At 67.7% G+C, this 23,842-nt stretch carries 20 protein-coding genes; 5 read left to right on the top strand and 15 right to left on the bottom strand.

Annotated features, from left to right (window positions below; all coding sequences use genetic code 11):
- The first annotated feature begins 223 nt into the window (after window positions 1-223).
- Window positions 224-1,300, top strand: coding sequence for a DNA integrity scanning diadenylate cyclase DisA (disA, locus tag U7114_RS15415; protein WP_321215090.1), 1,077 nt, complete (start codon window positions 224-226; stop codon window positions 1,298-1,300).
- A 69-nt stretch (window positions 1,301-1,369) separates the two neighbouring features.
- Here disA and U7114_RS15410 read toward each other — a convergent pair whose 3' ends face one another.
- Window positions 1,370-2,050, bottom strand: coding sequence for a hypothetical protein (locus U7114_RS15410; RefSeq protein ID WP_157239694.1), 681 nt, complete (start codon window positions 2,048-2,050; stop codon window positions 1,370-1,372).
- A 192-nt stretch (window positions 2,051-2,242) separates the two neighbouring features.
- On the opposite strand from U7114_RS15410, the gene U7114_RS15405 reads away from it, so the two are divergent.
- Together U7114_RS15405 and U7114_RS15400 are read left to right on the top strand one after the other, a co-directional pair.
- Window positions 2,243-3,160: an A/G-specific adenine glycosylase gene (locus tag U7114_RS15405; RefSeq protein WP_323057889.1), complete on the top strand. Its 918-nt coding sequence runs from the start codon at window positions 2,243-2,245 to the stop codon at window positions 3,158-3,160.
- Between the two features lie 159 nt (window positions 3,161-3,319).
- Window positions 3,320-3,808, top strand: coding sequence for a hypothetical protein (locus U7114_RS15400; protein ID WP_157239696.1), 489 nt, complete (start codon window positions 3,320-3,322; stop codon window positions 3,806-3,808).
- Window positions 3,809-3,852: 44 nt separating this feature from the next.
- Here the strand turns inward: U7114_RS15400 and U7114_RS15395 are convergent, their stop codons facing one another.
- From U7114_RS15395 to U7114_RS15365, 7 genes are all read right to left on the bottom strand, one after another.
- On the bottom strand, window positions 3,853-4,029 hold the full coding sequence (locus U7114_RS15395; RefSeq protein WP_321215087.1) for a hypothetical protein: 177 nt from the start codon (window positions 4,027-4,029) through the stop codon (window positions 3,853-3,855).
- A gap of 94 nt (window positions 4,030-4,123) precedes the next feature.
- Window positions 4,124-4,816, bottom strand: coding sequence for a dihydroxyacetone kinase phosphoryl donor subunit DhaM (gene dhaM, locus U7114_RS15390; protein WP_157239698.1), 693 nt, complete (start codon window positions 4,814-4,816; stop codon window positions 4,124-4,126).
- Window positions 4,813-5,445, bottom strand: coding sequence for a dihydroxyacetone kinase subunit DhaL (gene dhaL, locus U7114_RS15385; RefSeq protein ID WP_323057852.1), 633 nt, complete (start codon window positions 5,443-5,445; stop codon window positions 4,813-4,815). The genes dhaM and dhaL overlap by 4 nt, the downstream gene beginning before the upstream one ends.
- 2 nt (window positions 5,446-5,447) lie before the next feature.
- Window positions 5,448-6,449, bottom strand: a complete 1,002-nt coding sequence (gene dhaK / locus U7114_RS15380; RefSeq protein ID WP_323057851.1) for a dihydroxyacetone kinase subunit DhaK — start codon at window positions 6,447-6,449, stop codon at window positions 5,448-5,450.
- Between the two features lie 221 nt (window positions 6,450-6,670).
- Window positions 6,671-7,180 carry an amino-acid N-acetyltransferase gene (locus tag U7114_RS15375; RefSeq protein WP_104996474.1) on the bottom strand — a complete coding sequence of 170 codons (510 nt, stop codon included), beginning with the start codon at window positions 7,178-7,180 and terminating at the stop codon, window positions 6,671-6,673.
- A gap of 467 nt (window positions 7,181-7,647) precedes the next feature.
- Complete coding sequence (locus tag U7114_RS15370) at window positions 7,648-9,771, bottom strand: prolyl oligopeptidase family serine peptidase (RefSeq protein WP_323057850.1); 2,124 nt, start codon at window positions 9,769-9,771, stop codon at window positions 7,648-7,650.
- 401 nt (window positions 9,772-10,172) lie between these two features.
- Window positions 10,173-12,665, bottom strand: coding sequence for an ATP-dependent Clp protease ATP-binding subunit (locus U7114_RS15365; RefSeq protein ID WP_157239703.1), 2,493 nt, complete (start codon window positions 12,663-12,665; stop codon window positions 10,173-10,175).
- A 130-nt stretch (window positions 12,666-12,795) separates the two neighbouring features.
- Between U7114_RS15365 and U7114_RS15360 the strand changes: the two genes are divergently transcribed.
- Window positions 12,796-13,413: a hypothetical protein gene (locus tag U7114_RS15360; protein WP_323057849.1), complete on the top strand. Its 618-nt coding sequence runs from the start codon at window positions 12,796-12,798 to the stop codon at window positions 13,411-13,413.
- Window positions 13,414-13,513: 100 nt separating this feature from the next.
- Here the strand turns inward: U7114_RS15360 and U7114_RS15355 are convergent, their stop codons facing one another.
- The 3 genes from U7114_RS15355 to lysS all read right to left on the bottom strand — a co-directional run bounded on the left by U7114_RS15355 (window position 13,514) and on the right by lysS (window position 15,691).
- Window positions 13,514-13,843 carry a histone-like nucleoid-structuring protein Lsr2 gene (locus tag U7114_RS15355; RefSeq protein WP_157239706.1) on the bottom strand — a complete coding sequence of 110 codons (330 nt, stop codon included), beginning with the start codon at window positions 13,841-13,843 and terminating at the stop codon, window positions 13,514-13,516.
- 136 nt (window positions 13,844-13,979) lie between these two features.
- Window positions 13,980-14,156: a hypothetical protein gene (locus tag U7114_RS15350; RefSeq protein WP_321215081.1), complete on the bottom strand. Its 177-nt coding sequence runs from the start codon at window positions 14,154-14,156 to the stop codon at window positions 13,980-13,982.
- Between the two features lie 2 nt (window positions 14,157-14,158).
- On the bottom strand, window positions 14,159-15,691 hold the full coding sequence (lysS, locus tag U7114_RS15345) for a lysine--tRNA ligase (RefSeq protein ID WP_323057848.1): 1,533 nt from the start codon (window positions 15,689-15,691) through the stop codon (window positions 14,159-14,161).
- 74 nt (window positions 15,692-15,765) lie between these two features.
- Between lysS and U7114_RS15340 the strand changes: the two genes are divergently transcribed.
- On the top strand, window positions 15,766-16,620 hold the full coding sequence (locus U7114_RS15340) for an alpha/beta hydrolase (protein ID WP_323057847.1): 855 nt from the start codon (window positions 15,766-15,768) through the stop codon (window positions 16,618-16,620).
- Here U7114_RS15340 and atzF read toward each other — a convergent pair.
- The 4 genes from atzF to U7114_RS15320 are packed head-to-tail and all read right to left on the bottom strand — an operon-like array spanning window position 16,617 to window position 23,783.
- Window positions 16,617-18,476 carry an allophanate hydrolase gene (gene atzF, locus U7114_RS15335; RefSeq protein ID WP_323057846.1) on the bottom strand — a complete coding sequence of 620 codons (1,860 nt, stop codon included), beginning with the start codon at window positions 18,474-18,476 and terminating at the stop codon, window positions 16,617-16,619. The genes U7114_RS15340 and atzF overlap by 4 nt on opposite strands.
- The gene (uca, locus tag U7114_RS15330) at window positions 18,473-22,228 is read right to left on the bottom strand and encodes an urea carboxylase (RefSeq protein ID WP_323057845.1); all 3,756 of its coding nucleotides are present in this window, start codon (window positions 22,226-22,228) and stop codon (window positions 18,473-18,475) included. Before uca ends, atzF begins: the two co-directional genes overlap by 4 nt.
- On the bottom strand, window positions 22,225-22,902 hold the full coding sequence (locus U7114_RS15325; RefSeq protein WP_321215076.1) for an urea amidolyase associated protein UAAP2: 678 nt from the start codon (window positions 22,900-22,902) through the stop codon (window positions 22,225-22,227). The genes uca and U7114_RS15325 overlap by 4 nt, the downstream gene beginning before the upstream one ends.
- Window positions 22,902-23,783, bottom strand: a complete 882-nt coding sequence (locus U7114_RS15320) for an urea amidolyase associated protein UAAP1 (RefSeq protein ID WP_323057844.1) — start codon at window positions 23,781-23,783, stop codon at window positions 22,902-22,904. The genes U7114_RS15325 and U7114_RS15320 overlap by 1 nt, the downstream gene beginning before the upstream one ends.
- Between the last annotated feature and the right edge of the window lie 59 nt (window positions 23,784-23,842).

Here is a 23,842-nt window from a genome sequence, read left to right as displayed (position 1 = left end):
CAGCCGCCAAAGTACCCACTCAAGCACCCGCCGTCGAACGCTTTCCTGAGCCGTTGCGCGGCACCCCCTAATGGGGCACTTTGGGGCTTGGCTGTGCGGAAGAGGGTGTTCCTTACCCCTATCATTGAGCTTGCGGGAAACAGAGCACTTTCTGGTCCTGCCGGCAACCTGCTGAAGCCGGCATTCTTGCGGGCGGCGGCCTGCACCTTTGAAGGGAACACCTATGGCGCGGAGCCCCGAAGAATCACTCAGGGCAACCCTGGGCAGGGTGGCACCCGGCACTCCCCTTCGTGATGGCCTTGAGCGGATCCTGCGGGGACGGACAGGCGCGCTGATCGTCCTGGGCTCGGACCGGACCATCGAGTCCATCTGCTCCGGCGGCTTCGATATCGGCATTGATTTTTCCCCCACGCGGCTCCGCGAACTCGCCAAAATGGACGGCGCCATCATTTGCGACAAGGACGCCGGCAACATCCTGCGCGCCGCCGTCCAGCTGGTCCCGGATTCCAGCATCGAGACCCAGGAGTCCGGCACCCGGCACCGCACAGCCGAACGCGTTGCCATCCAGACCGGCGTGCCCGTCATCTCCGTCAGCCAGTCCATGCAGATCATCGCCCTCTACGTCAACGGCCTGCGCCACGTCCTGGAAGGCTCGGAGAAAGTCCTGGCACGCGCCAACCAGGCACTGGCCACCCTGGAGCGCTACCGCTCGCGCCTGGACCAGGTCACCAGCTCGCTCTCGGCCCTGGAAATCGAAGCCATGGTCACCGTGCGGGACGTGGCCGTCACCCTCCAGCGGCAGGAAATGGTCCGCCGCATCTCCGAGGAAATCGCCCAGTACGTCCTGGAGCTCGGCGAGGACGGCAGACTCCTGTCCCTGCAGCTCGATGAACTCACGGTGGGCCGCGGCCCCGGCAGCGACGTGATTATCCGCGACTACGGTTCCCCGGACGCCACTGCCGAAGACATCGAAAAAGCCGTGAGCGCCCTGGTCAACCTCGGTCCCACGGAACTGATCGACCTCGGAAAGATTTCCGGAATCGTGGGGTTTGCGGGCGGCGAAGCCAACCTCGATGCCGTCGTGCAGCCCCGCGGCTACCGGCTGCTGTCAGGGCTGAAGGCAGTTCCCAAGGCTGTTGCGGACCGCCTTGTTGACCACTTCGGCGGGCTGCAGTTCCTGATGGCGGCCACGATTGATGACCTGATGACGGTGGACGGCATCGGCGACCAGCGCGCCCGCACCGTCCGTGAAGGCCTCAGCCGGATGGCGGAAGCTAGCCTGCTGGACCGCTTCCTCTGACAACCGCCATCGAGTGCTCCGCAGTTGTCGTTTTGGAGGCTCAAAAGGACAACTGCGGAGCACTCGATGCTAAAGCAGTTGGAAAACGGCCTTGGGGCTCGCCTTGGAGCCGAGCCGCGCCGTGAAGATGTAGTACGCCCCGCCGCCGCCCGGCTTTGCTTCGACAGGCTGGCAGCCCTCCACGCTCCGGTTGCGGGACCACGGGAAGTTGGCCGTCTCGCTGGCACCGGGCGCGATCACCTTCAGCAGGTCCTCGCTCTTTGCCTGGCAGTCACGGGAGGAAAAAATCCGGTCCGCGCCGCTGGTCACCAGGAACTCCATCTGCGACGTGCCGATGTTGACCTCACAAGGCATGGTGCCGCCGTTGGTCACCTTGAGCGTGAGCATCGGGTTCTCCTCCGGCCCGTAGGCTGCCTTGTCCGTCGAGGCTGACACCGTCACCAGGTTCTGGTTGCATGTTGGAGTGGCCGACGGCGTGGGCGTCGCGGCAGGTTCGGTGGCGGACGCGGAAGGTGACGCCGCTGGACCGGCGGACGCTGCGGCTGCGGGGTCGGTGGAGGAAACCTGCTCCGACTTGCCGCTGAACGCACCGGCAACCGCGAATCCGGTCACCAGCGCGATGACCAACAGGAGCGCCCCGCCCACAAACAGCCGACGGCGGCGGTAAACCGCCGCGCTTGGCTTGCGGACGGCAGTGGAACCGGATGCCGGCGCCCCGCCACGTGTTGATGAATTGCCTTGCCTGCCCATACTTCTAGGCTAGGGAACTGCCCCGCTTCTGCTACCCACCACGCCGCCGCGCCGCCAACGTTCTGGTCACATCCCGTTTTCGGCCTGCCCGGACGCATCCATTACAGTGTTGGCATCGACACTGCATCCCCCACTGCCGCCTTTTCCGCCGGCTCTGGCCACCCCGCCGGCGGCACGGCAGGACTCAACACGCTGCACGAACGCATCAACGGCTGGTTCGCCGAAACCGCCCGCGACCTGCCCTGGCGTGAGCCCGGCTGCTCCCCCTGGGGCATCCTGGTCAGCGAGATCATGCTGCAGCAGACGCCGGTGGTGCGGGTGCTCCCTGTCTGGCAGGAGTGGTTGACGCGCTGGCCCACCCCGTCAGGCCTCGCCGGAGAACCTGCCGGTGAAGCCGTGCGCTCCTGGGGCCGGCTCGGTTATCCGCGCCGCGCGCTTCGGCTGCATGCGGCGGCGGCGGCCATAACCCGGGACCATAACGGCAAGGTCCCGGACAGCTACACGGAACTCCTGGCCCTTCCCGGGGTGGGCAGCTACACCGCTGCCGCTGTGGCTGCCTTCGCGTACGGGCGGAGGGAAACCGTGGTGGACACCAACATCCGGCGGGTGCATGCCCGGCTGGTCTCCGGCACAGCCCTCCCGGCCCCGGCCCTCACGGCTGCGGAAATGCGTCTTGCCGCTTCGCTCCTGCCGGCCGCTGACCATTCTTCAGTCCGGTGGAACGCGGCCGTCATGGAACTGGGGGCGCTCGTGTGTACGGCGCGGACGCCCAAGTGCGCCGCCTGCCCGGTCAACGACCTCTGCGCTTGGCGGGCGGCAGGTGAGCCGCCGCCGTCGTACGTCCCCAAGGGCCAGGCCTGGCACGGGACGGACCGCCAGGTCCGAGGCGCCGTGGTGGCTGTGCTGCGGCTGGCGGAGGCTCCGGTGCCGGCCGAGGTGTTCTATCGGGAACCCGCCGACCTGGGTTTCGCGCCGGCGGGTATGGGCGTCCCGCTCGCGGCCTTGCACAGGCTTAATTCCGCTCCGGAGCAGCTGGAGCGGGCGCTGGCAGGGTTGCTCGCGGACGGTCTGGCGGAGATGCACGACGGCGGCTACCGGCTGCCTGCCTGAGCACACCGCATTCCGGGGCTGGCAGGAACGGCGGCGGCAGGTGCAGAACTCGCCGCGCCTGGTCTCCTTTTGGCAGCCAGCGCCGCCCGGGAATAACAATGCGGGCATCAGTTGGCCCCGGCGCGGGGCGCCGCGGCCCCCCGCGCCTACGCTGGAAGTATGCGCAAGCATGGGCTGCTTTTGGCACTGATGACGACGGCGGGACTCGCCACGGCTTGCGGCCCGGGCCCCGGCGCCGCCCCGTGCCCTGCCATCGCCCAGGCCACTGCCGTTTCGGTAACCGTGCCGGCAAGCTACGCCCCGCAGGTTGCAGCCCTCCACTTGAAGGCCTGCCAGGACGGCACCTGCAAGGAGGATAACGTGGAGCTCCGGCCCGGAAGCGCGTCGATCGACCAGGGCTGCACCGACGGGGTCTGCTCGGCCACGGCTTCCCCCGACGGGACGAAACTTGCCACGCTGTTCCTGGACACCCTGACCGAATCACCGATGACGGTGACCGCTGCAGGAACGGGCCCGGACGGGGCTGCCCTGCCGGTGCATACGCTGGAATTCCGCCCGCGGGGCGAGTATCCGTTCGGGGAGCATTGCGGCCGGTTCATTACGGCGTCGCTGGTGCTGGATGCCGAAGGGCTGCACCAGAGCGGCTGACTCCCGGACGGCCGATCCTTCGAAAAGCCCCGGGAGAACGGCCGTTAGAACAGTGCCGGCTGGCCGAAGGCGTTGCCGACAGCGGTGGCCGGTGCCGGCTCCTGGGCGGGGCTGCCGTGCCGCCACTCAAACCCCAGGTCGGCCAGCAGCTCCTCGACGGACGTCTGCCCGTCCAGTACTTCGATATCCGCGGAGCTGTCTTCGGGCTGGGGCATTTCCATGGCATCGAGCATATTGCCAGGAGCGGCCATGGTCCTCAAGAACACACCGCCATGCGCTGATTTGGGCCGGCCCGGATTCCGGGTGCGGCCAGCTTCAGGGTTCCCCGAACCCGGCCTGCACCAGCCCGCCGACATAGTTCACGGCCCGCTCCGCGTCGGCACCCCAGGCTTCCACATGCAGCACGGACCCCTTCCCCGCGGCGAGCGTCATCAGTCCCGTCATGGATGCCCCGTCCACCCCGTTCACGGTCACCTCGGCATCCATTGCGGACAGGCCGCCGGCGATCTTCGCGGCCGGGCGCGCGTGCATCCCCGCCAGGTTGACCAGCTCAAAGTCCCCGGTGAAGTCCGGGCCCCCTCCGGTGACGCGTCCTTCCTCAACGCTGCTAAGGGGCGGTTGTTCCTGGTCGCGGACCGGACCACCAGCAGCTTCCGCCGCCCGCTTGACTGCCTGCATATCCGCACCGCCCTGGGCCGCAACGGCTGCTGCCACGAGTCCCTCCACGAGCGGCGCGTCGGCCAGCACCATGTCTTCGGCGTTTTCCGCGAACTCCAGCGCGGACTCGGCAGTCATCACCGCGGACCCCAGGTCGGTGAGGATCACAGTGCCCCCGCTGCCAGCTTTGTCCAGCGCGGCCAGGACCTTTTCGAGGCTGGTGCCGATCCTGCCGTCCGAGGTGCCTCCGGCGGTCAGGACCACGACGTCGGGTGCCATCTGGGCGGCAAGTTCGGCAGCGCCGTCGGCAATCTTCCCGCTGTGGGAGACCACCACAAGGCTCACGGTCATGCAGCTGCCCCCACCGCGGCGCGGAGAATCAGCGCTGAGGAGGCGGCGCCGGGGTCCCGGTGGCCGGCGCTGCGCTCCCCGAGGTAACTCGCGCGGCCTTTGCGCGCCACCATGGGATCGGTGGCGACGGCACCGGCTTCGGCGGCCTCGGCTGCTGCAACCAGGACCGCCAGGACATCCGAACCGCCGTTCAGCGCAGCCTTTTGCGCTGCCTCCGCCGCCGGAGTCCAGGCATCCACCATTGTCTTGTCCCCGGATTCGGCCTTCCCGCGGGCCACAATGCCGTCCCGGGCTGCGGCCAGGGCGTTTGCCCACGCGGCCGGATCGATTTCCGCGGAGTTCCCCAGGGACGTGGCCGCCCGGAGGAAGGCCGTGCCGTACAGAGGGCCGGCAGCCCCGCCGACCTTGGACATCAGGGTCATCGCGGTAAGTTTCAAGGCAGCCCCGGGTGTCTCCGGGGGTGCCTCCGCCAGCTTCGACAGGACGGCCTGGAAACCCCGGTCCATGTTTTCCCCGTGGTCCGAATCGCCGATGGCGCGGTCGAGTTCAATCAGGTAGACCCGGTTTTCTGCCATTGCCTGCGCGGAGAGCGTCAGCCACTTCACCGCCCAGGTGACGTCCAGGGGCACTGCTACACGCCCCAGCGCAGTGCTGCCGTGTGCACCGGTGCGTCCCACAAGTCCGTTAGCTCGTCATCCAGCCTCAGTACTGAGATGGAGCAGCCCTGCATCTCCAGGGAAGTGATGTAGTTGCCCACCAGTGAACGCTCCACGGCGGCGCCCCGCTCGGCCAGGACCTGCGCAGCCCGCCGGTAGACGATGTACAGCTCGCTCAGTGGCGTGCCGCCCATGCCGTTGACGAACAGCAGGACTTTATCCCCCGACGTGATACCCAGATCGGCCAGTACGGGTTCCAACAGCCGGTCCGTAATGCCGTCGGCATTCTCCATGGGGATGCGGTGGCGCCCGGGCTCTCCGTGGATGCCGATGCCGATTTCAATCTCGTCCTCGGCCAGGTCAAAGCTGGGCGAGCCTGCATGCGGGACGGTGCAGGCGGACAGGGCCACGCCCATGGTGCGGACGTTGGCGTTGACCCGTTCGCCGATGGCGGCCACAGCCTCCAGGTCATCGCCCCTTTCGGCGGCGGCACCGGCAATCTTCTCCACCAGCACCGTCCCGCCTACGCCGCGGCGGCCTGCGGTGTACAGGGAGTCCTCGACCGCGACGTCGTCGTTCACCAGGACCGTGCGGATGCTGACGCCCTCGGCTTCCGCCAGTTCGGCTGCCGTCTCAAAGTTCAGGAGGTCGCCGGTGTAGTTCTTCACGATATGGACGACGCCGGCCCCCGAGTTGACCGCGAGGGTCGCCGGAAGGATCTGGTCCGGCGTCGGCGAGGTGAACACCGCCCCCGGCACGGCGGCGTCGAGCATTCCCCGCCCCACAAAGCCGGCGTGCAACGGCTCGTGCCCGCTGCCGCCTCCGGAGACCAGGCCCACCTTGCCGTTCACAGGCGCGTCTTTGCGCGTGATGAACGTTGGATCTGAGCTGACGGTAACCAAGTCGGCGTGGGCCAGGCCAAAGCCCTGCACTGATTCATCTACTACGGCCCGGGGATCGTTAATGAGTTTTTTCATGGCGGCGCTCCTGGTTCTACTGCCTGGAGAATGTCACTTTGACCCTACTACCGGCAGGCCGGATGGCGGTAGGGATCCCCGCCCGGCAATCCGGCCCGGCGGCAGACGCAGGAAAGGGACAGCCCCCAAATGACTGTCCCTTTCTGTGGGCCCCCCATCCCGGCCTCCGCCAGTTTATCCATCAAATCGAATAAAACAAGTCCTCACAGATCAGGCGGCTGCTACAGCACTTTGATCATGCGTGTGTTGCCCAAGGTGTTGGGCTTGACCCGCGCGAGGTCCAGGAACTCGGCAACACCCTCATCATGCGAGCGGAGGAGTTCCGAATAAACCACGGGATCAACTGCTGACTGGTCGGCCATGACGTCGAACCCGTGGCGCTTGAAGAAGTCCACCTCGAACGTCAGGCAGAAAACACGGGAGACGCCAAGGGCCCGGGCTTCATCCAGGAGGCTTTCCACCAGCACGTGCCCTACTCCCTTGCCGCGCCAGTCCTGGGAAGCAGCGAGCGTGCGGACCTCGGCAAGGTCTTCCCACATGACGTGCAGCGCGCCGCAGCCAATGACCTCGCCGTCGCTGGATTCAGCGATCCGAAACTCCTGCAGGCTTTCGTAGTAGGCCACCGTCTCCTTGGCCATGAGGATCCGCTGCTCCGCCAGCGGCGCCACCAGCTTCTTGATGGCGGGGACGTCACCGGTACGGGCAGGGCGAATATGAAAGGAGTCAGTCACAGGGCAATCCTAGTTCGCGGTCAAAGGCAGCCCCACCGCGCCCTTCTTTCCGGGTATTTCGGCCCTGTCCGTTTGACAGTGCCGCCGGGTGTTATCGGGGCCCGCACAAATGCCGCGCAGCCGGGCGCCTGGTGGGTTAGTCACGCGGCCGGGAATGCCACCTGGACTGCTTCCCGATGGAATTGCGGGACTCCGCATCTGTCAGCTTGCCGCCCTTTTGTACTTCCTTTCCCTGTGCGGGCACCAGCAATCTTTTGGCTGTACGGCTTTCCATCCGGCCGGAAACTGCCGCCGGCTTTCCTTATCCGGGCCGCCATTTCTTTTCGACGATGAGGGCACAGCCAGCAAAAGGCCTTTGCAAAGCCCCGCCCGCGCCCTTTTTGGGAGCGGGCGGTGCTTTGCCTGAATAGGGGCATTGCCTGAATAGTTTGCCCGAAAAGGGCGTTCCCTAAACCCTGCCGGAAAGGCTACAGCCCGAGTTCGGCGGGCAGTGGCACGTCCTGGTCTAGGACATTCCTGGCCAGGAATGACTCCACAACCTGATACCAGACCTTTGAATGCTGCGGCTGGAGCACCCAGTGGTTCTCGTCCGGAAAATACAGGAACCGATGCGGCGTCTGCCCGTCCTGGTCCGCGGCGAGCTTTGACTTGGACAGCAGCTCGTACCAAAGCCGCAGCCCCTCGCCGATGGGCACCCGGTAGTCCTTGTCTCCATGGATCACCAGCATGGGCGTGCCGATGTTTTCGACGTGAAGGTGCGGTGAATTGTCCAGCGCCATCTCTTCTGTCATTTCCTTCAGCCAGTACTGCGAGGCGTCCGTGGTGGGGCCGAACTGGTCCAGCGCCCACAGGCTCGCGTGCGTCACGATTGCCCTGAACCGGTCCGTCTGCCCTGCCACCCAGTTGGCCATGTAGCCGCCGAAGGACCCTCCCATGGCGGCGGTGCGGCCGGCGTCGATGTCGGGCCGCTGGACCGCGGCGTCCGTGACCGCCATCAGGTCCGCGTACGGTGCTTTGCCCCAGGCTCCCCACCCGCGCTGGATGTGGGCCTGGCCGTAGCCGGTGGAGAGCGCAGGGTCGGGCAGGAGGACCGCATAGCCCTTGGCAGTCATCAGCCACGGGTTCCACCGCCAGGTCCAGGCGTTCCAGGACCCCAGCGGTCCACCGTGGATCCACAGGAGCATGGGCGCCGGAGACTCCGCTGACGCGCCCTCCGGCAGCGCCAGGTAGGCCGGGACACGGGACCCGTCCGCCGCCGTCGCAGCGATGCGTTCCAGCCTGCCGGGGCGCACCGGCCGCTCCGCGGGGGCGGGCAGCCGCGTGGCCTCGCCCGTCCGCAGGTCCAGCCGTACCGCTTCAGGCGGGAACTCGTAGGAGCTCCGCAGGGCGTAGGCGCTGCGTCCGTCCGGCGAAACCACGACGTCGGAGTAGGCCGCAGCGTCCTGCGTCACCCGGGCGACACTTACTTCAGCCGCGCCGGCGGGGACGCTGATCCGGAAGACCGGCGACGCGCCGTCGTCGTCCGCGGTGACCAGGAGGGCGGACCCGTCCGGAAGCCAGGCAGCGGGCTTGGGCCACCGGTCCCAGTCGTGAGCCAGCGGCACCAGGCCGCCCGGGGCGTCTCCGCCTTCCCCCGCTACGTCCAGCAGGTGGAGCTTGACCTGCGGGGCCTCCTGCGGCGTGGTGTCGCTTTCGCTGACAACTGCCAGGGTGCTGCCGTCGGGGCTGACGGGACCCGGGAAAAAGCTCATGCCCTCCTCGTCCAGAAGCACCTTGGTGCTGCCGGAGGCCACGTCCACGGCCACGAGGATGGACCTGCTGTCGGCCTTGGCCAGCGGCTTGGTGTAGCTCGTGTAGATGGTTTTGCCATCGGGGCTGACCACGGTTTCCGCCTCCCGCAGCCTGGGTCCGGCATCCGGCGTGAGGTTCCGCAGGACCAGCGGCGCGGTGGCATCGACGGTTGCCGGTTTGCCGCCGTCCTGTGCTTCGCCGGGCTCAACCGCGAAGATCCGGGGCTGGCCCGGTCCCAGGTCCGCGTCCCAGTACCGGACCGGATATTCACTGTGCAGGATGGCGGAGACCTTGCGGTCCTTCCGCGATTTTCGGCGTTCGGCGTCCTCCTCTTCGTCGGCGGAACCGGCCAGGACCTCCGCGGTCACGAAGGCGGCGTCGGCGTTCCGGGCCGTCAGCACGGCGCCCACTCCGCCGGCCCGGTTCAACACCACGCGGGCTTCGCCGCCGTCCGCGGGAAGCAGCCAGAGCGCCTTGACGGGCTCCTCCTCGGGGCTGTCCGGGTCCGGCCGCGCGGAGGTGAAATAGACGTCCCCATTGGCAGCGAACGCCGCCCCCGCCTCACCCTTGGCGCTGCGGGTGATCCGCCGGGCGTGCTTTTGCCCCGCGGGATCCAGCTCCCACAGCGCGGTACCGAATTCGGTGCCTTTCCCGTTCAGGGTGGCCACGGTAGTGACCAGCCGGGTGCCGTCCGGGCTCAGCGCAAGGCCACTTACCCGCGGGATTGACAAATAATGGTCCAAATCATGAAAAGGGGTCAAAGGTCGCTCATCCGGGATCGCCGGTTCCAAGTTAGCCATGCCCCGATTCAACCCGACCGTGTCCCACATCACAAACCGCTACCTACCCACTGAACGACGCCGGCGCTCAAGTTCAAAGGGGGGGCAGGGCGCCCGGGTCCGCTCCGGCGACGACCATCAGACATTTCCCGGCGCCTGCTCGTTCCTCGCTTTGACGGCGCCTACATAAATGCCTGATGTCCGTCGCCTCGTGCATAGGCGCGCCTCACGCGAAGCGGAGGGGCCGGGGTCATTTGTGTAGCTTGCGTCAAAGCGACGGAGGAGCAGCAAGCGGCAAATGACTCCGGTGCCGCAGCGACTTAGCCACGGGTGACCGCCGGATGCCAACACTTTGACGGGACCGGGGGCAAAGCGAAGGCCCCGCCTGCTCGGGAGCTGGCGGGGCCTTCGGTTTTTGGTGCTTAGACGCTCGGGGCGATTTCCGGGATGCGCGGCTTGGCGTTGCCGGCGAAGGTGAACTTCGCGTCGTCGCCTTCGCCTTCCACGTCCACAACGACGATGTCGCCGGGGTGGATCTCGCCGAACAGGATCTTCTCGGAGAGCTGGTCCTCGATCTCGCGCTGGATGGTCCGGCGCAGCGGCCGGGCACCCATGGCGGGATCGTAGCCGCGGGTTGCGAGGAGCACCTTGGCGGCCTTGGTGAGCTCGATGCCCATGTCCTTGTCCTTGAGGCGCTTCTCCAGCCGGGTTACGAACAGGTCCACGATCTCGATGATCTCGTCCTGGGTGAGCTGCGGGAACACCACGACGTCGTCCACACGGTTCAGGAACTCGGGGCGGAAGTGCTGCTTGAGCTCCTCGGTCACACGGGCACGCATGCGGTTGTAGCCGGTCTGCGTGTCGGTGCCGGACTGGAAACCGGTGGCCACACTCTTGGAGATGTCCCGGGTACCCAGGTTGGTAGTCATGATGATCACGGTGTTCTTGAAGTCCACCACGCGGCCCTGGGAGTCGGTCAGGCGGCCGTCTTCCAGGATCTGCAGCAGCGAGTTGAAGAGGTCCGCGTGGGCCTTTTCAACTTCGTCGAACAGCACCACGGAGAACGGACGGCGGCGGACCTTCTCGGTCAGCTGGCCGCCTTCCTCGTAGCCCACGTAGCCCGGAGGGGCACCAAAGAGCCGCGAGACGGTGTGCTTCTCGGAGTACTCGGACATGTCCAGGGTGATGAGGGCGTCCTCTTCACCGAACAGGAACTCCGCGAGTGCCTTGGCCAGCTCGGTCTTGCCGACGCCGGTGGGGCCGGCGAAGATGAACGAGCCGCCGGGACGCTTGGGGTCCTTGAGCCCTGCACGGGTACGGCGGATGGCCTGGGAGAGGGCCTTGATGGCCTCGTTCTGGCCCACCACGCGCTTGTGCAGTTCGTCTTCCATCTTCAGCAGGCGCGAGGACTCCTCCTCGGTCAGCTTGAACACGGGGATGCCGGTGGAGTTCGCCAGCACCTCGGCGATGAGATCCTCATCCACCTCGGAGATGTCATCCATGCCGCCGGACTTCCAGTGGCGCTCCTTCTCCGCGCGCTCGGAAATCATCTTCTGCTCCTTGTCGCGGAGCGCGGCGGCACCTTCGAAGTCCTGCGCGTCAATCGCGGACTCCTTTTCCATCTTCAGCTTGGCGATGCGCTCGTCCATGGCCTTGAGCTCCGGCGGAGCGGTCATGCGGCGGATGCGCAGCCGGGCACCGGCTTCGTCGATCAGGTCGATCGCCTTGTCCGGCAGGAAGCGGTCCGAGATGTAGCGCTCGGCGAGGCTCGCAGCAGAGGCCAGGGCGCCGTCGGTGATGGTGACGCGGTGGTGCGCCTCGTAGCGGTCACGCAGCCCCTTGAGGATCTCGATGGCGTGCGCCACGGAGGGTTCCTTGACCTGGATCGGCTGGAAGCGGCGCTCCAGCGCGGCATCCTTTTCGATGTGTTTGCGGTACTCATCCAGCGTGGTGGCACCGATGGTCTGCAGCTCGCCGCGGGCCAGCATGGGCTTCAGGATGGAAGCGGCGTCGATGGCTCCTTCAGCGGCACCCGCGCCCACAAGGGTGTGGATTTCGTCGATGAAAAGGATGATGTCGCCGCGGGTGCGGATCTCCTTGAGGACCTTCTTCAGGCGCTCTTCGAAGTCACCGCGGTAACGCGAGCCTGCCACCAGGGACCCCAGGTCCAGGGTGTAGAGCTGCTTGTCCTTGATGGTTTCGGGGACGTCGCCGCGGACAATCGCCTGGGCCAGGCCCTCGACGACGGCCGTCTTGCCGACGCCCGGCTCACCAATCAGGACCGGGTTGTTCTTGGTGCGGCGGGAGAGGACCTGCATGACGCGTTCCATCTCCTGCTCGCGCCCGATGACGGGGTCGAGCTTGTTCTCGCGCGCAGCCTGGGTGAGGTTGCGGCCGAACTGGTCCAGGACCACAGACCCTGCAGGCGTGCCCTCGGGCTGCCCGGAGCCGACGCCTGCGCCGGTGGTCTCCTTGCCCTGGTAGCCCGACAGGAGCTGGATGACCTGCTGGCGGACCCGGTTCAGGTCGGCGCCGAGCTTGACCAGCACCTGGGCAGCAACACCCTCACCTTCGCGGATGAGGCCCAGCAGGATGTGCTCCGTGCCGATGTAGTTGTGGCCCAGCTGGAGGGCTTCGCGCAGCGAGAGCTCCAGCACCTTCTTGGCACGGGGCGTGAAGGGGATGTGGCCGGACGGCGCCTGCTGGCCCTGTCCGATGATCTCCTGCACCTGCTCGCGAACGCCGTCGAGCGAAATGCTCAAGGACTCAAGAGCTTTGGCGGCAACACCCTCACCCTCATGGATAAGACCCAAGAGGATGTGTTCGGTACCGATGTAATTGTGGTTCAGCATGCGTGCCTCTTCTTGGGCAAGCACAACTACGCGACGGGCACGGTCCGTAAATCGCTCAAACATTTCGCCACACTCCTAGCTACGACGTACTTTGATGCTACGTGGCTGGCCCCTGGTTGTGGAGCGTGTTCGCCACAGGGGAAACCGTGGTGGTTCGGGAATATCCTGAGAAGGGGTCCAGGGAGGTAATGAGATGTCGCAGGTGGATCTGAAACGCGTCCGTCGTCCGGCGGAAGTTGCCGTGGTGGCCGGCATTGTCTGGCTTGCGGGCATCAGTCCGGTGCCCGGCGTCTACCTCGAACCCGATCCCGCCCGGCGGCTCACGATGCTCCGCAAAGGGCAGCGCTCATGGATCGTGGGACAGCACGTCGCCGCGGCCGGAACCGCGGCGATGCCCGCCGCCTTCGCACGCCTGGCCCTTGCCCTCCCTGCCGGCCGGGCCAGGACGCTGGTGGCCGCAGCCACCGCCGCCCTTGCCGCGGGGGCGCCCCTGTTTGTTTCCCAGCTCGCCCTGCGCGCCTCCGACCTGGAGCGCTTCGCTGCACGCCGGCTTCCGGGCTGGCCGTTCCTCAGCTACGCGTGGCTGCACGTACTTGCCCTCGGTTCCCTGTCCGGAGCGCTGGCAAGCCTTCCGGACAGGGAAAAGGAAGCGGCCGCCGTCGCTCTCGCCACACTGGGATCCGGGGCGGTCCTGGCGAAGACCGGTGACATCCCGCCGTTCGTGTTCTATGTCGCCGAACAAATTGCCGCCGCAGGTTTCCTGCGCGGCAATCCTCCGCGGCACCCGCATGAACCGTCGCTGCCCGAGTAATGGGCAGCCGCCCATTCCCGGCCCGGAACGCAAAGGCCCGGAACAGGAAAAGGCCCTGCTTCCCGTTCGGGAAGCAGGGCCTTTTTATCCGAGGCACGAACTAGGAATGGGCCTTTTGGTAGGCTTCCTGGATTTCAGCCTGAATTCGGCCGCGGCTGTTAACCGTGTAGCCGTTTTCGCGGGCCCATTGCCTAATCTGTGCAGAGTCGTGGCTGCGTCCCCCCGATGCCGCCTTGGCCCGGGCCGGGCGGCCGCCGGAAGTTTTCCGTGCGGCTGCAACAAAACGTTCCAGCGAAGAACGAAGTTCAGCGGCGTTTGCCGCCGAAAGATCGATCTCGTAGTTCGTCCCGTCAAGGCCAAACTTCACATTCTCGTCTGCGGATCCCCCATCCAGATCATCAACGAGGATGATGTTTACTTTCTGTGCCATTTAAAGACTTCCTTTTGGAAAGGGTTCGGTGTGCAGAAAAGCAGGATGTTTCCTTAAAAGTATGACTCCCTTTATGGCAACGCGTCAAAGCGGCAAATGGTTCCGGGGGATATTGGAGGGAAAAGCCAGGGGTTTATCAATTCGATTCCGGGTCCGTCCGGTCCGCGGGGGATGCCGCCTTAGCTTCGGCTTCTGCCTGGGCCTGGGCTTCCGCCTGGCGTTCTGCTTTGTCCGCATTGAAAATCGACTTCATGGCAAACCAAAAAAGCAGGCCCACCACCACGGACGGAAGAAGGACAGCTACATATTCCACGGTCAGTGCCCTTCCGGCTTGAGCAACGGGAAGAGAATCGTTTCGCGGATTCCGGCTCCCGTGAACAGCATGACCAGCCGGTCGATCCCCAGTCCGATTCCGCCCATCGGCGGAGCACCGTACTCCAGGGCACGCAGGAAGTCCTCGTCCAGCTGCATTGCCTCTTCGTCCCCGGCGGCCGCATGGCGTGACTGCTCGGTCAGGCGTTCGCGCTGGATAACGGGGTCGATCAGCTCGGAGAAGGCGGTGCCACGCTCCATTCCGCCGATGATGAGGTCCCAGGCTTCGATCAGGCGGCCGTCCTCGCGGTGCGGACGGGCCAGCGGCTGGGCGGACGGCGGGTAATCGTAGACGAAGGTGGGGTTCAGCAGCGTGGGCTCCACGATCTCGCCGAACAACTCAACAGCGAGCTTCTCGGCATCCCACTTCGGGTCCACCTTGACCTCGTGCTTTGCGGCGATGTCGCGGAGCACCTCCAGCGGAGTATCCGGCGTGACTTCCTGGCCAACGGCGTCGGAAAGCCCCGGGTACACGGCAAGCCAGGCCCACTCGCCGTCGAGGTCAATCTCCCCGGCGTCCGTCTGGAGGACACGTCCGGCACCCACGGCGTCGGCGGCGTCGAGGATGATCTCCTTGATGCGCTCGGCCATCACGAACTGGTCAGCCCACGCCTCGTAGCACTCAAGGGTGGTGAACTCCGGGCTGTGGGTGGAGTCCACGCCCTCGTTGCGGAACACGCGGCCCATGTCGTAGACGCGGTCGATCCCGCCCACCACAGCGCGCTTGAGGTAGAGCTCGGTGGCGATGCGCAGGGTCATCTTCTGGTCGAAGGCGTTCATGTGGGTCTCGAACGGACGCGCCAGCGCGCCGCCGTGGACCAGGTTGAGGATGGGGGTCTCCACCTCCACGTAGCTGTGGCGGAAGAGTGTTTCGCGGATGGAGCGGGTGATGGCGGCGCGGGTGTAGACCATTTCGCGGGCTTCGTCGCGGACCATCAGGTCCACGTAGCGCTGGCGGACACGGGTCTCTTCGTTCAGTTCCGCGTGCAGCACCGGCAGCGGGCGGAGCGCCTTGGAGGCCATGGACCAGGACTCTGCCATGACGGACAGTTCGCCGCGGCGGGAGGAGATGACCTCGCCCTTGATAAACACGTGGTCGCCGAGGTCAACCAGGGCCTTCCAGTCCGCGAGCGCCTCTTCGCCCACGTTGGCGAGGCTCAGCATGGCCTGGAGCCGGGTTCCCTTGCCGTCGGTGCCGCCCTCCTGGAGGGTGGCGAAGCACAGCTTGCCGGTGTTGCGGATAAACACCACGCGGCCGGTGACTCCCACGGTGTCCCCCGTGGTGTCGTCCGCCTCAAGGTGGGCGTACTTCTCGCGGATCTCGGCGAGGGAGTGCGTCCGCTCCACGCCCACCGGGTACGCCTCGGTGCCGCGCTCGATCAGTTTGGCGCGCTTCTCCATGCGGATCCGCATCTGCTCGCTGGCGTCGAGGGGCTCTGGGGCGTTCTTGGGCGCGGGGGTGTTTTGGGAAGTCACAATCCCCAAGTTTACCGGGAGTTGGACAGCCCGGCTTCGCGGCTGCCCCGCAGGCGCCTGCCTAGGATGGGGTGGTGAAAGAACAGGTACTTCCAACGCACGACGGCGGCCGGCTGGCTTTGTACAGCTACGGCACCGAAGATGCGCCGGGAGACCGCCGGGTGCTGCTGATCGGCGGGGCCTTCCTCACCGCCCTGATCTATCGGCCCTTTTCCGTGGCCCTGGCGAAGGGCCTCGGCGACGGGTGGGCCGTTGACGTGTATGACCGCCGCGGGCGGGGAAGCTCGTCGGAGCAGCCAGCGGACTACTCCATGGCCACCGAGATCGCGGATGTGCGCACGGTCCTGGATGCCACGGGCGCTAGGAACATCCTGGGCCACAGCCTGGGCGGATCCGTGGCCCTCAACGCGGTGCAGGAGTTCACCGGCACCGCGTACGTGCCGGACAAGCTTGCGGTGTACGACGCCGCCGTGAACATCGACGGCAGCATCGACACCGGCTGGCTGGACGGGTTCGAGGACGCCGTGAACAACGGCAAGGTTGGCCATGCCCTGGCCCATATGAAGAAGGCCACCAAACCGGGTTCGGCTTTGGCGAGGATCCCCGAGCCCGCCCTTGCCGGGCTGATGGCCGTGCTGTCCCGGACCAAGGTGAACCGGATGTTCCAGGAAGTCATGCCCAGCGGTGTGGGCGAGCTCCGGGCCGCCTACAAGGAGGCGGACCATGCCAGGGACTTCAGCGTGCTTCCTGCCAACACCCACTTCATGGCGGGCGGCAAGAGTCCCGGCTATTACAAGGCAACGGCCGAGCGGCTGCACGCTGCGGTCCCCGGCAGCACCTACGAGCTCTCCCCCAAGTGCTTCCACGGTTCCATCCCGGCTGCCGTGGGCGAACTGGTCACCGACATTTCCACGTACTTCAAGGGCTAGGCGCCGCGGCTGGACCCTGCCAGCGCGGCTTCCCCGAGGTCCTGCCCCACGCCCGCGGGACGGGACAGATGGTCCTTGGCGGCCAGCCAGTCGCCGTAGACCGTGATGTCCTCCCCCTGTGCGGCGGCCACCGCATCGCAGGCGAACCCCACAGCCCGGGAACCGTCGGCCAGTTGGATTGATCCGAGCAGCATGGGTTCGGGCAGGGCAGCCAGGAACGCCCCCAGCCCGGCCGGGGACACGAGCCACCGTTCTCCCACAAGTTCGGCTCCGCCGTCCTCCGCACGGTACACCCCGGGCTTCGGCGGTTCGGTGTCCAGGGAAACCATCCGGTAGCGGGCCGCGGTGCGGACGGGGCCGTCCCAGGCGGCGCCGAGCTCCTCCAGCTGGCGGGCCAGGGGCTGCCCCTTCCGGTGCGCGCCGACCACCACCAGCGGCACGGCGGTTGCGCCTGCAGCCACCGGCCAGGGAACGGACGACGACGGGTGGGCAGCTTCGCCGGCAGCCGCCGGCGCCGCGCCAGGCTCGTGAAGGGCACGAGCGAAGAGGGCAGGCGCTTCGGGGGTCACCTCAAGGAGCCGGGCGATGTCCGCGGCAACGGCGTCCTCGAACGTCCGTGCCACCACGGTCAGCCCGAACTGCGCGCCGTCCACCGTGCCGGCCGGCACCGCAACAGCGCTGAGGTCAAACAGGTTGCAGAAGTTCGTGTACGTCCCCATCAGCGAGTTCACCCCCACCGGGTCCGCGGCCACATCGGCAAGGGTGGGGTGGAACGGGGCGGTGGGGATCAGCAGGGCGTCAAACCCTTCCAGCCGCGCCATTGCCTGCTGTTTCAACGCTTCCAGCTTGGCCGTGTCAGCCACGTACCGGTGGGCGGGCACGCTGCCGGCCGCCCGGATGATGCGTTCCACGGTGGGGTCGATGCCCGCCTGGCTGCGCGCGCCGCCGTCGTGCTTTGCCAGGAAACTGCCGACAGCGGCGTGGCGCTCCGCCACCAGCCCGCCGTCGTACAGCAGCCGGGCGGCCTCGAGGAAGGCATCGAATTCGATCGCCTCCGCCTCCACGCCCAGTCCCTTGAGCCGGTCCACATTGCGGTGGAATTCGGCTGCCCAGGCGTCCGGCAGCGCCGGCAGGGTTGCGGGATAGGCGACCCGCGGCTTTTCCGGTGCCGCCAGCCGGATGTCCGCCGGCCAGGACCGGGCTCCTCCCGCCATCACGCCCATGGCGAGCTCCGCCGTCGAGAGGTGGCGGGCGAAGATGGTGACGGCGTCCCAGGACCGGCATGCGGGCACGACGCCGGCGGTGGACACAACATCCAGCGTCGGCTTGATGCCCACGATCCCCTGCAGCCCGGCGGGCACGCGGCCCGAGCCGGCGGTGTCCGTTCCGATGGCGATATCCACCAGGCCAAGGGCCACAGCGGCTGCCGAGCCGGAGCTGGAGCCGCCGGAAATGTAGTCCGGTCGGCGGGAATCCCGGACCGCCCCGTGCGGGCTGCGGGTGCCCACCAGGCCGGTGGCGAACTGGTCCAGGTTGGTGGCGCCCAGCACCAGGGCGCCCCCGGCACGGAGGCGGGCAACCGCTTCGGCGTCCTCCTCCGGCAGGTAGGCGAAGCCGGGGCATGCGGCCGTCGTGGGGATTCCCGCGACGTCAACGTTGTTCTTGACGGCGAGCAGGAGCCCGGCCAGCGGCAGTCGGGCTCCACCCGACACCGCCGTGTCGATGGCGGCGGCCTCCGCCAGGAGGTCATCCGCACTGCGCAGGGTGATCCAGATTTCCGGACGGTCCACTGCATCCAGCGCGGCCAGCGCCGCCTTGACCCGCGTGCCGGCCGGGCCGGTGGTTACGGTGCTCATACTGTTGCCTCTTCCAGTTCCTGCGCTTCGGCAACGGACACGGACTCCCCATCCGCGCTGCCGAGGACCACCACTGCCTCTCCCGCCACCACCTGCGAACCGGCGGCCGGCAGGACGCGGAGCACAACGCCGTCACAGGGAGCTTCCAGGACGGTTTCCATCTTCATCGCCTCCAGCGAGACCAGCGCCTGGCCCTGCACCACCCGGTCGCCTTCCGCCACGTCAACCTTCCAGACGCTCGCGGCGAACGGCGCGGCCACGAGGGACCCGCCGTCGGGAACAGTCACCTCATCTGCCACCGGTGAGATGACAGCGGCCAGGGCGTCGGCACGGTCGAACTCGCCGGCGTCGGCCCATGCCTGCCGTTCCACGGCGAATGCCTCGCCCTGCTTTTCCCGGAACGCCGCGATGGACTCTCGGTTTTCCTCGAGGAACACCTCGTGCTCGGCCAGCGAAAAGGTTCCGTCCTCGATCTCCACTCCGCGGCCGCGGCCGGCGGCCATGTCCGCACGGAGATCCAGGAGTTCCTCGGGGCTGACCGGGTACCAGGAGATCCGGTCGAAGAAGCGCAGCAGCCACGGCGAACCGGGCTCGAACGGGGCGGACTCCGCGTAGCGCGACCAGACCTGGGTGGTGCGGCCTACGAACTGGTAGCCGCCAGGTCCTTCCATGCCGTAGATGCACATGTACGCGCCCCCGATGCCCACCGCGTTTTCCGGGGTCCAGGTGCGGGCGGGGTTGTACTTGGTGGTGACCAGGCGGTGCCGGGGATCCAGCGGCGTGGCCACCGGGGCGCCAAGGTAGACGTCGCCCAGCCCGAGGACCAGGTACTCGGCGTTGAACACGGTGTCGAAGACGTCACTGACCGAGTCCAGGCCGTTGATCCGCCGGATGAATTCGATGTTCCAGGGGCACCAGGGGGCGTCGTCGCGGACGCCCGCCATGTAGCGTTCGATGGCCTCGCGGGTGGCCGGGTCGTCCCAGGACAGCGGCAGCCGGACGGTGCGGCTGGGAACCACCAGCTCGGAACTCGCCGGCAGTGCCGCCTCGATCTCCCGGACCAGTCCCAGCAGGCGCTTCGTGGACAGGACCGCGGGATCCACCTTGACCTGCAGGGAGCGGATGCCCGGCGTGAGGTCCACGATGCCCGGAACGCGGAGCTGTTCGAGGTGCTGGTGCAGGGCGTGCACCCGGGCGCGGAGGCCGAGGTCCAGGACCATTTCGCCGTACTCCACAAGCAGGTTGTCGTCGCCGGAGCGGCGGTAGGTGACCGCGGGACGGCCGGGACCTTCCGGCACCCGGCCCAGCACGCCGTCGTCGCCATCCCCGTGCGGTGCAGGCAGGCTGGAGGCCGCGGCAGTGGCCTTCGACAGGTCCCCGGACCAGCCGGCGTCGCCGGGCAGCACCAGCTGCCGGCCGGGGCCGAGGTCCCTGGCCGACGGCGCCTGGCTGACGCGGACGGGAACGAACCGGACCTTGTCCCCCGGCCGGAGCTGGCCGAGCTTCCAGCGATCGGCGGTCACCACGGTGACCGGGCAGACGAACCCGCCCAGGCTGGGGCCGTCCGGGCCGAGCAGGATGGGGGTGTCGCCGGTGAAGTCCAGGGCACCCACCGAGTACGCGGTGTCATGGATGTTGGACGGGTGCAGTCCGGCCTCGCCGCCGTCGGTCCTGGCCCAGCGCGGCTTGGGGCCGGTCAGCCGGACGCCGGTGCGGGCGGAGTTGAAGTGGACCTCGTACTCGGATGCATACAGCTCTTCGATGTCTTCGCGCTGGAAGAACTCCGGGGCACCGTGCGGGCCTTCCGTCACGGCGAGTTCCCAAGTGGAGCTAAGGGCGGGACGGCTGTCGAGGGGCACTGCTGCTGCGGGGGCTTCTTCAGGTGCGCCGGCGGACGGGGCAACGGCGCGAAGCACGTCGCCGGCGCGCAGGACCCGTCCGGCGTGCCCGCCGAACTGGCCGAGCGTGAAGGTGGAGGCGCTGCCCAGGTACTGCGGAATGTCCAGGCCGCCCTGGAACAGGATGTAGCCGCGCAGGCCTTTGCCGCCGGCCGTGCCGACGTCGAGCGTTCCTCCCGCGGGGACCGTCACCGGCGTCCAGGCGGGCACCTCCTGCCCGTCAACCGTCACTGCCACCTCCGCGCCGGTGACGCAGACAGTGGTGGCGTGCGTGAAGGCCAGGCTGGGGCCGGTCATGGTGAATTCCAGGCCGGGCGCACCTTCCGGGTTGCCCAGGGCGGTGTTGCCGAGCCGGAAGGACAGGTCGTCCATGGGCCCGCTCGGCGGGACGCCGATCTGCCACAGTCCGGTCCGGCCGGGCCAGTCCTGCACGCTGGTCTGCAGCCCGGGGCGGCCCACGGTGATGCGCGGTTCGGGGTCGCCCACGTTGTCCAGGGTGCTCGTGGAGTGCTCGACGCTGCGGACCACGTCCAGGGCGGTGGCGGCGCGGAGCAGCCCTAAGTTGGTCTCGATGCCGTCGATCCTGGTGCCGGCGAGCGCGGCGGCCAGCCGGTCGAAAGCTTCGGTGCCGTCAGTGCCGGAAGTGATGATCTTGCCCAGGAGCGGATCGTAGTTGGTGGACACTTCGGTGCCCGTTTCGGCCCAGGCGTCCACCCGGACGTCCGCCGTTGCGGGGTAGGCGGCGTTGGTCACGGTGCCGGCGCTGGGCTGGAAGCCGCGGGCCGGATCCTCGGCATACACGCGGGCTTCCACGGCGTGGCCGGTCACGGGCAGGCTGTCCGGCACTCCTTCAAGGACGGTGGCGGCCTGGCCGCCGCCCTGGGCAAGGCGGAGCATCCATTCCACCAGGTCCACCCCGGTGACGGCTTCGGTGACGGGGTGCTCCACTTGGAGCCGGGCGTTCACTTCCAGGAAGGACGCTTCCTTGCGGGCGGAGTCGTAGACGAACTCGACCGTGCCGGCCGAGCGGTAGTTAAGGGAGGCGCAGAGGGCCCGGGAGCTGCGGTGGAGTTCTTCGCGCAGCTCCTCCGGCAGGTCCGGCGCGGGTGCCTCCTCGAGGACCTTCTGGTGACGGCGCTGCAGGGAGCAGTCGCGGTCGCCCAGGCTGACCACACGGCCCTCGCCGTCGCCAAAGATCTGCACCTCGACGTGCCGGGCGTTCTCCACGTAGCGTTCAGCAAAGACCCCTGCCGTGCCGAAGCTGGCCCCGGCGAGGCGGGCCACGCGGGGGAAGCTGTCCACGAGCTCGGCCTCGTTGCGGCAGACCGTCATGCCGATCCCGCCGCCACCTCCGGTGGCCTTGAGCATCAGCGGGAATCCAATCGCGGTACTGGCCGCAACGGCCTCGTCCACGTCCCCAAGCAGCCCTGAACCGGCGATCATCGGCACCCCGGCTGCCCGGGCGGCGTCGCGCGCTGTGTGCTTGGTGCCGAAGATGCGCAGCTGCTCGGCGGTGGGACCCACGAAGACCAGTCCCGCCGCTTCCACGGCCTCGGCGAAGTCGGCGTCCTCGGAGAGGAAGCCGTAGCCGGGGTGGATGGCGCCGGCGCCGGTTTCCTTTGCCGCCGCCAGGATGGCGTCCACCCGGAGGTAGGACTCCTTGGCCGGCGCGGGCCCCAGCAGTACAGCCTCGTCGGCGAGCCGGACGTGCTTGGCGCCGCGGTCTGCCTCGGAGAAGACGGCAACGGTGCGCAGTCCCAGCTTCTTCGCGGATTCGATGATGCGGCAGGCGATTTCGCCGCGGTTGGCGATCAGGAGGGTGTCGAAGGTGTTCGACGTATCAAAGGAGTTCACAGTGCAGCCTCCGGCCGGGTGACGATCATGCGGACAGGGGTGGGGTTGAAGCCGTTGCAGGGGTTGTTGACCTGCGGGCAGTTGGACACCAGCACCAGGGTGTCCACCTCGGCCCTCAGCGCCACGCGCTTCCCGGGCGCGGACAGCCCGTCCACGATGCCCAGGGCGCCGTCCGGGTCCACCGGGACGTTCATGAACCAGTTGATGTTGGACACCAGGTCCCGTTTGCCCAGGCCCCAGCGCGAGCCCTCGATCAGGAAGTTCTCCACGCAGGCGTGCTGTTCGCGGGTGTGCTGGCCATAGCGGAGGGTGTTCGATTCCTGTGAGCAGGCGCCGCCGATGGTGTCATGAACGCCCACTTCGTCCGCGACGACTGTCATCAGGGGCGCGCCGGTTTCCGCCCGCAGGACGGAACCCGTGGTCAGGACAATCGACTGCTGCTGCGCAATGGTGACGGCGGCGGAGTACCGCACGGAGGTGTCGTCCGCCGCGTACAGCAGGCAGTCCACGGCCTGGTTGCCTTCCAGGTCCACAATGGTCAGCACGTCGCCGGCGGAGACGACGGCGGACCAGGGGCCGCGCGCCTCTACGAGCTCGTCGAGGACCACGTCGCCGGGAGCCAGGGCAATGTCGCGGGCGCCTGCTGCGGGAGCGGCGGAGGTGGCGGTGTTCATCAGGCGTTCCTCGCGGTCAGATCGTGTTCGGTGTTGTGCAGTGCCTGCAGGTGTTCGGGAGCCAGGGGCCCGGTGAGTGCTCCGGATTCCAGTGCCGCCAGGTCCAGCGGCGCATGCCAGGCCACGATGTCGACGGCAGTCCCGGTGAAGTCAGGGCGCGGGTCCAGGGGGTGGGCGGTGTTGGCCAGTACCAGCACGGTGTCCAGCTGGAGCAGGAGTTCGACGGCGGCACCCGGCCCGGCGCTCCCGGTGAAGGTGATGCTGCCGGCGGGGTCCACGGTGATGCCCTTGAAGAGGGTCAGCGACGGCGCCACGTCACGCGGGCCAAGCCCGTTCTTGAGCGCTCCGAGGGTAAGCAGCTCGCGGGCGGCAGGGGACGCACTGTGGGCGGTGCCCGCACCGTACCGTGCCGTGTTCCCCGCCAGTGTGGTGGCGCCCGTCAGGGCGTCGTGGCGGGAGGAGGCATCGGCGACGATCGTGGCCATCAGGCGGCCGGCGTCGGAAAGCAGCGGGTGGCCTGTTGAGGGGTAGGCCTGCCAGGGCACCTTGACGGTGTCCGCGATGTTGAGCCGCTCGTGCAGGGCTCCGGCGCGGTAGAGGAGGGCGTGCACGCAGGCGTCGCCGGAGGTGTCCGTGAGCCTGATCCTGGTGCCCCGGGCCAGGGTCATGGTGGTGTAGCGCCCGAAGGCGAGGGATTCGGCCCAGGTGGGCTGGGCGGCGGCGTCCCCGGTGAGGCCGGCGGTCAGGCGGTCGGGCGCGGAGGCGGCGGGCACAAACCGCATCGTGTCAACGGTCCTGCCGTGCTGCTCCCTGGCATGGGCGCGGGCGCCTTCCGTGGTGGCGGTGCCGGCCGATGCCGGGTTTTCGGTTACTTGAGTCATGTCTATCCCGTGTTGTTCTGGAGCGCGGTTCGTTGCGCGTGGTTGTTCCCGGAGCTGTT

The sequence above is a fragment of the Pseudarthrobacter sp. C1 genome (assembly GCF_034720455.1).
Classification (GTDB): domain Bacteria; phylum Actinomycetota; class Actinomycetes; order Actinomycetales; family Micrococcaceae; genus Arthrobacter.
The sequence above is the reverse complement of the archived record's forward strand: the minus strand, read 5'-3'. Positions and strand labels throughout refer to the sequence as shown.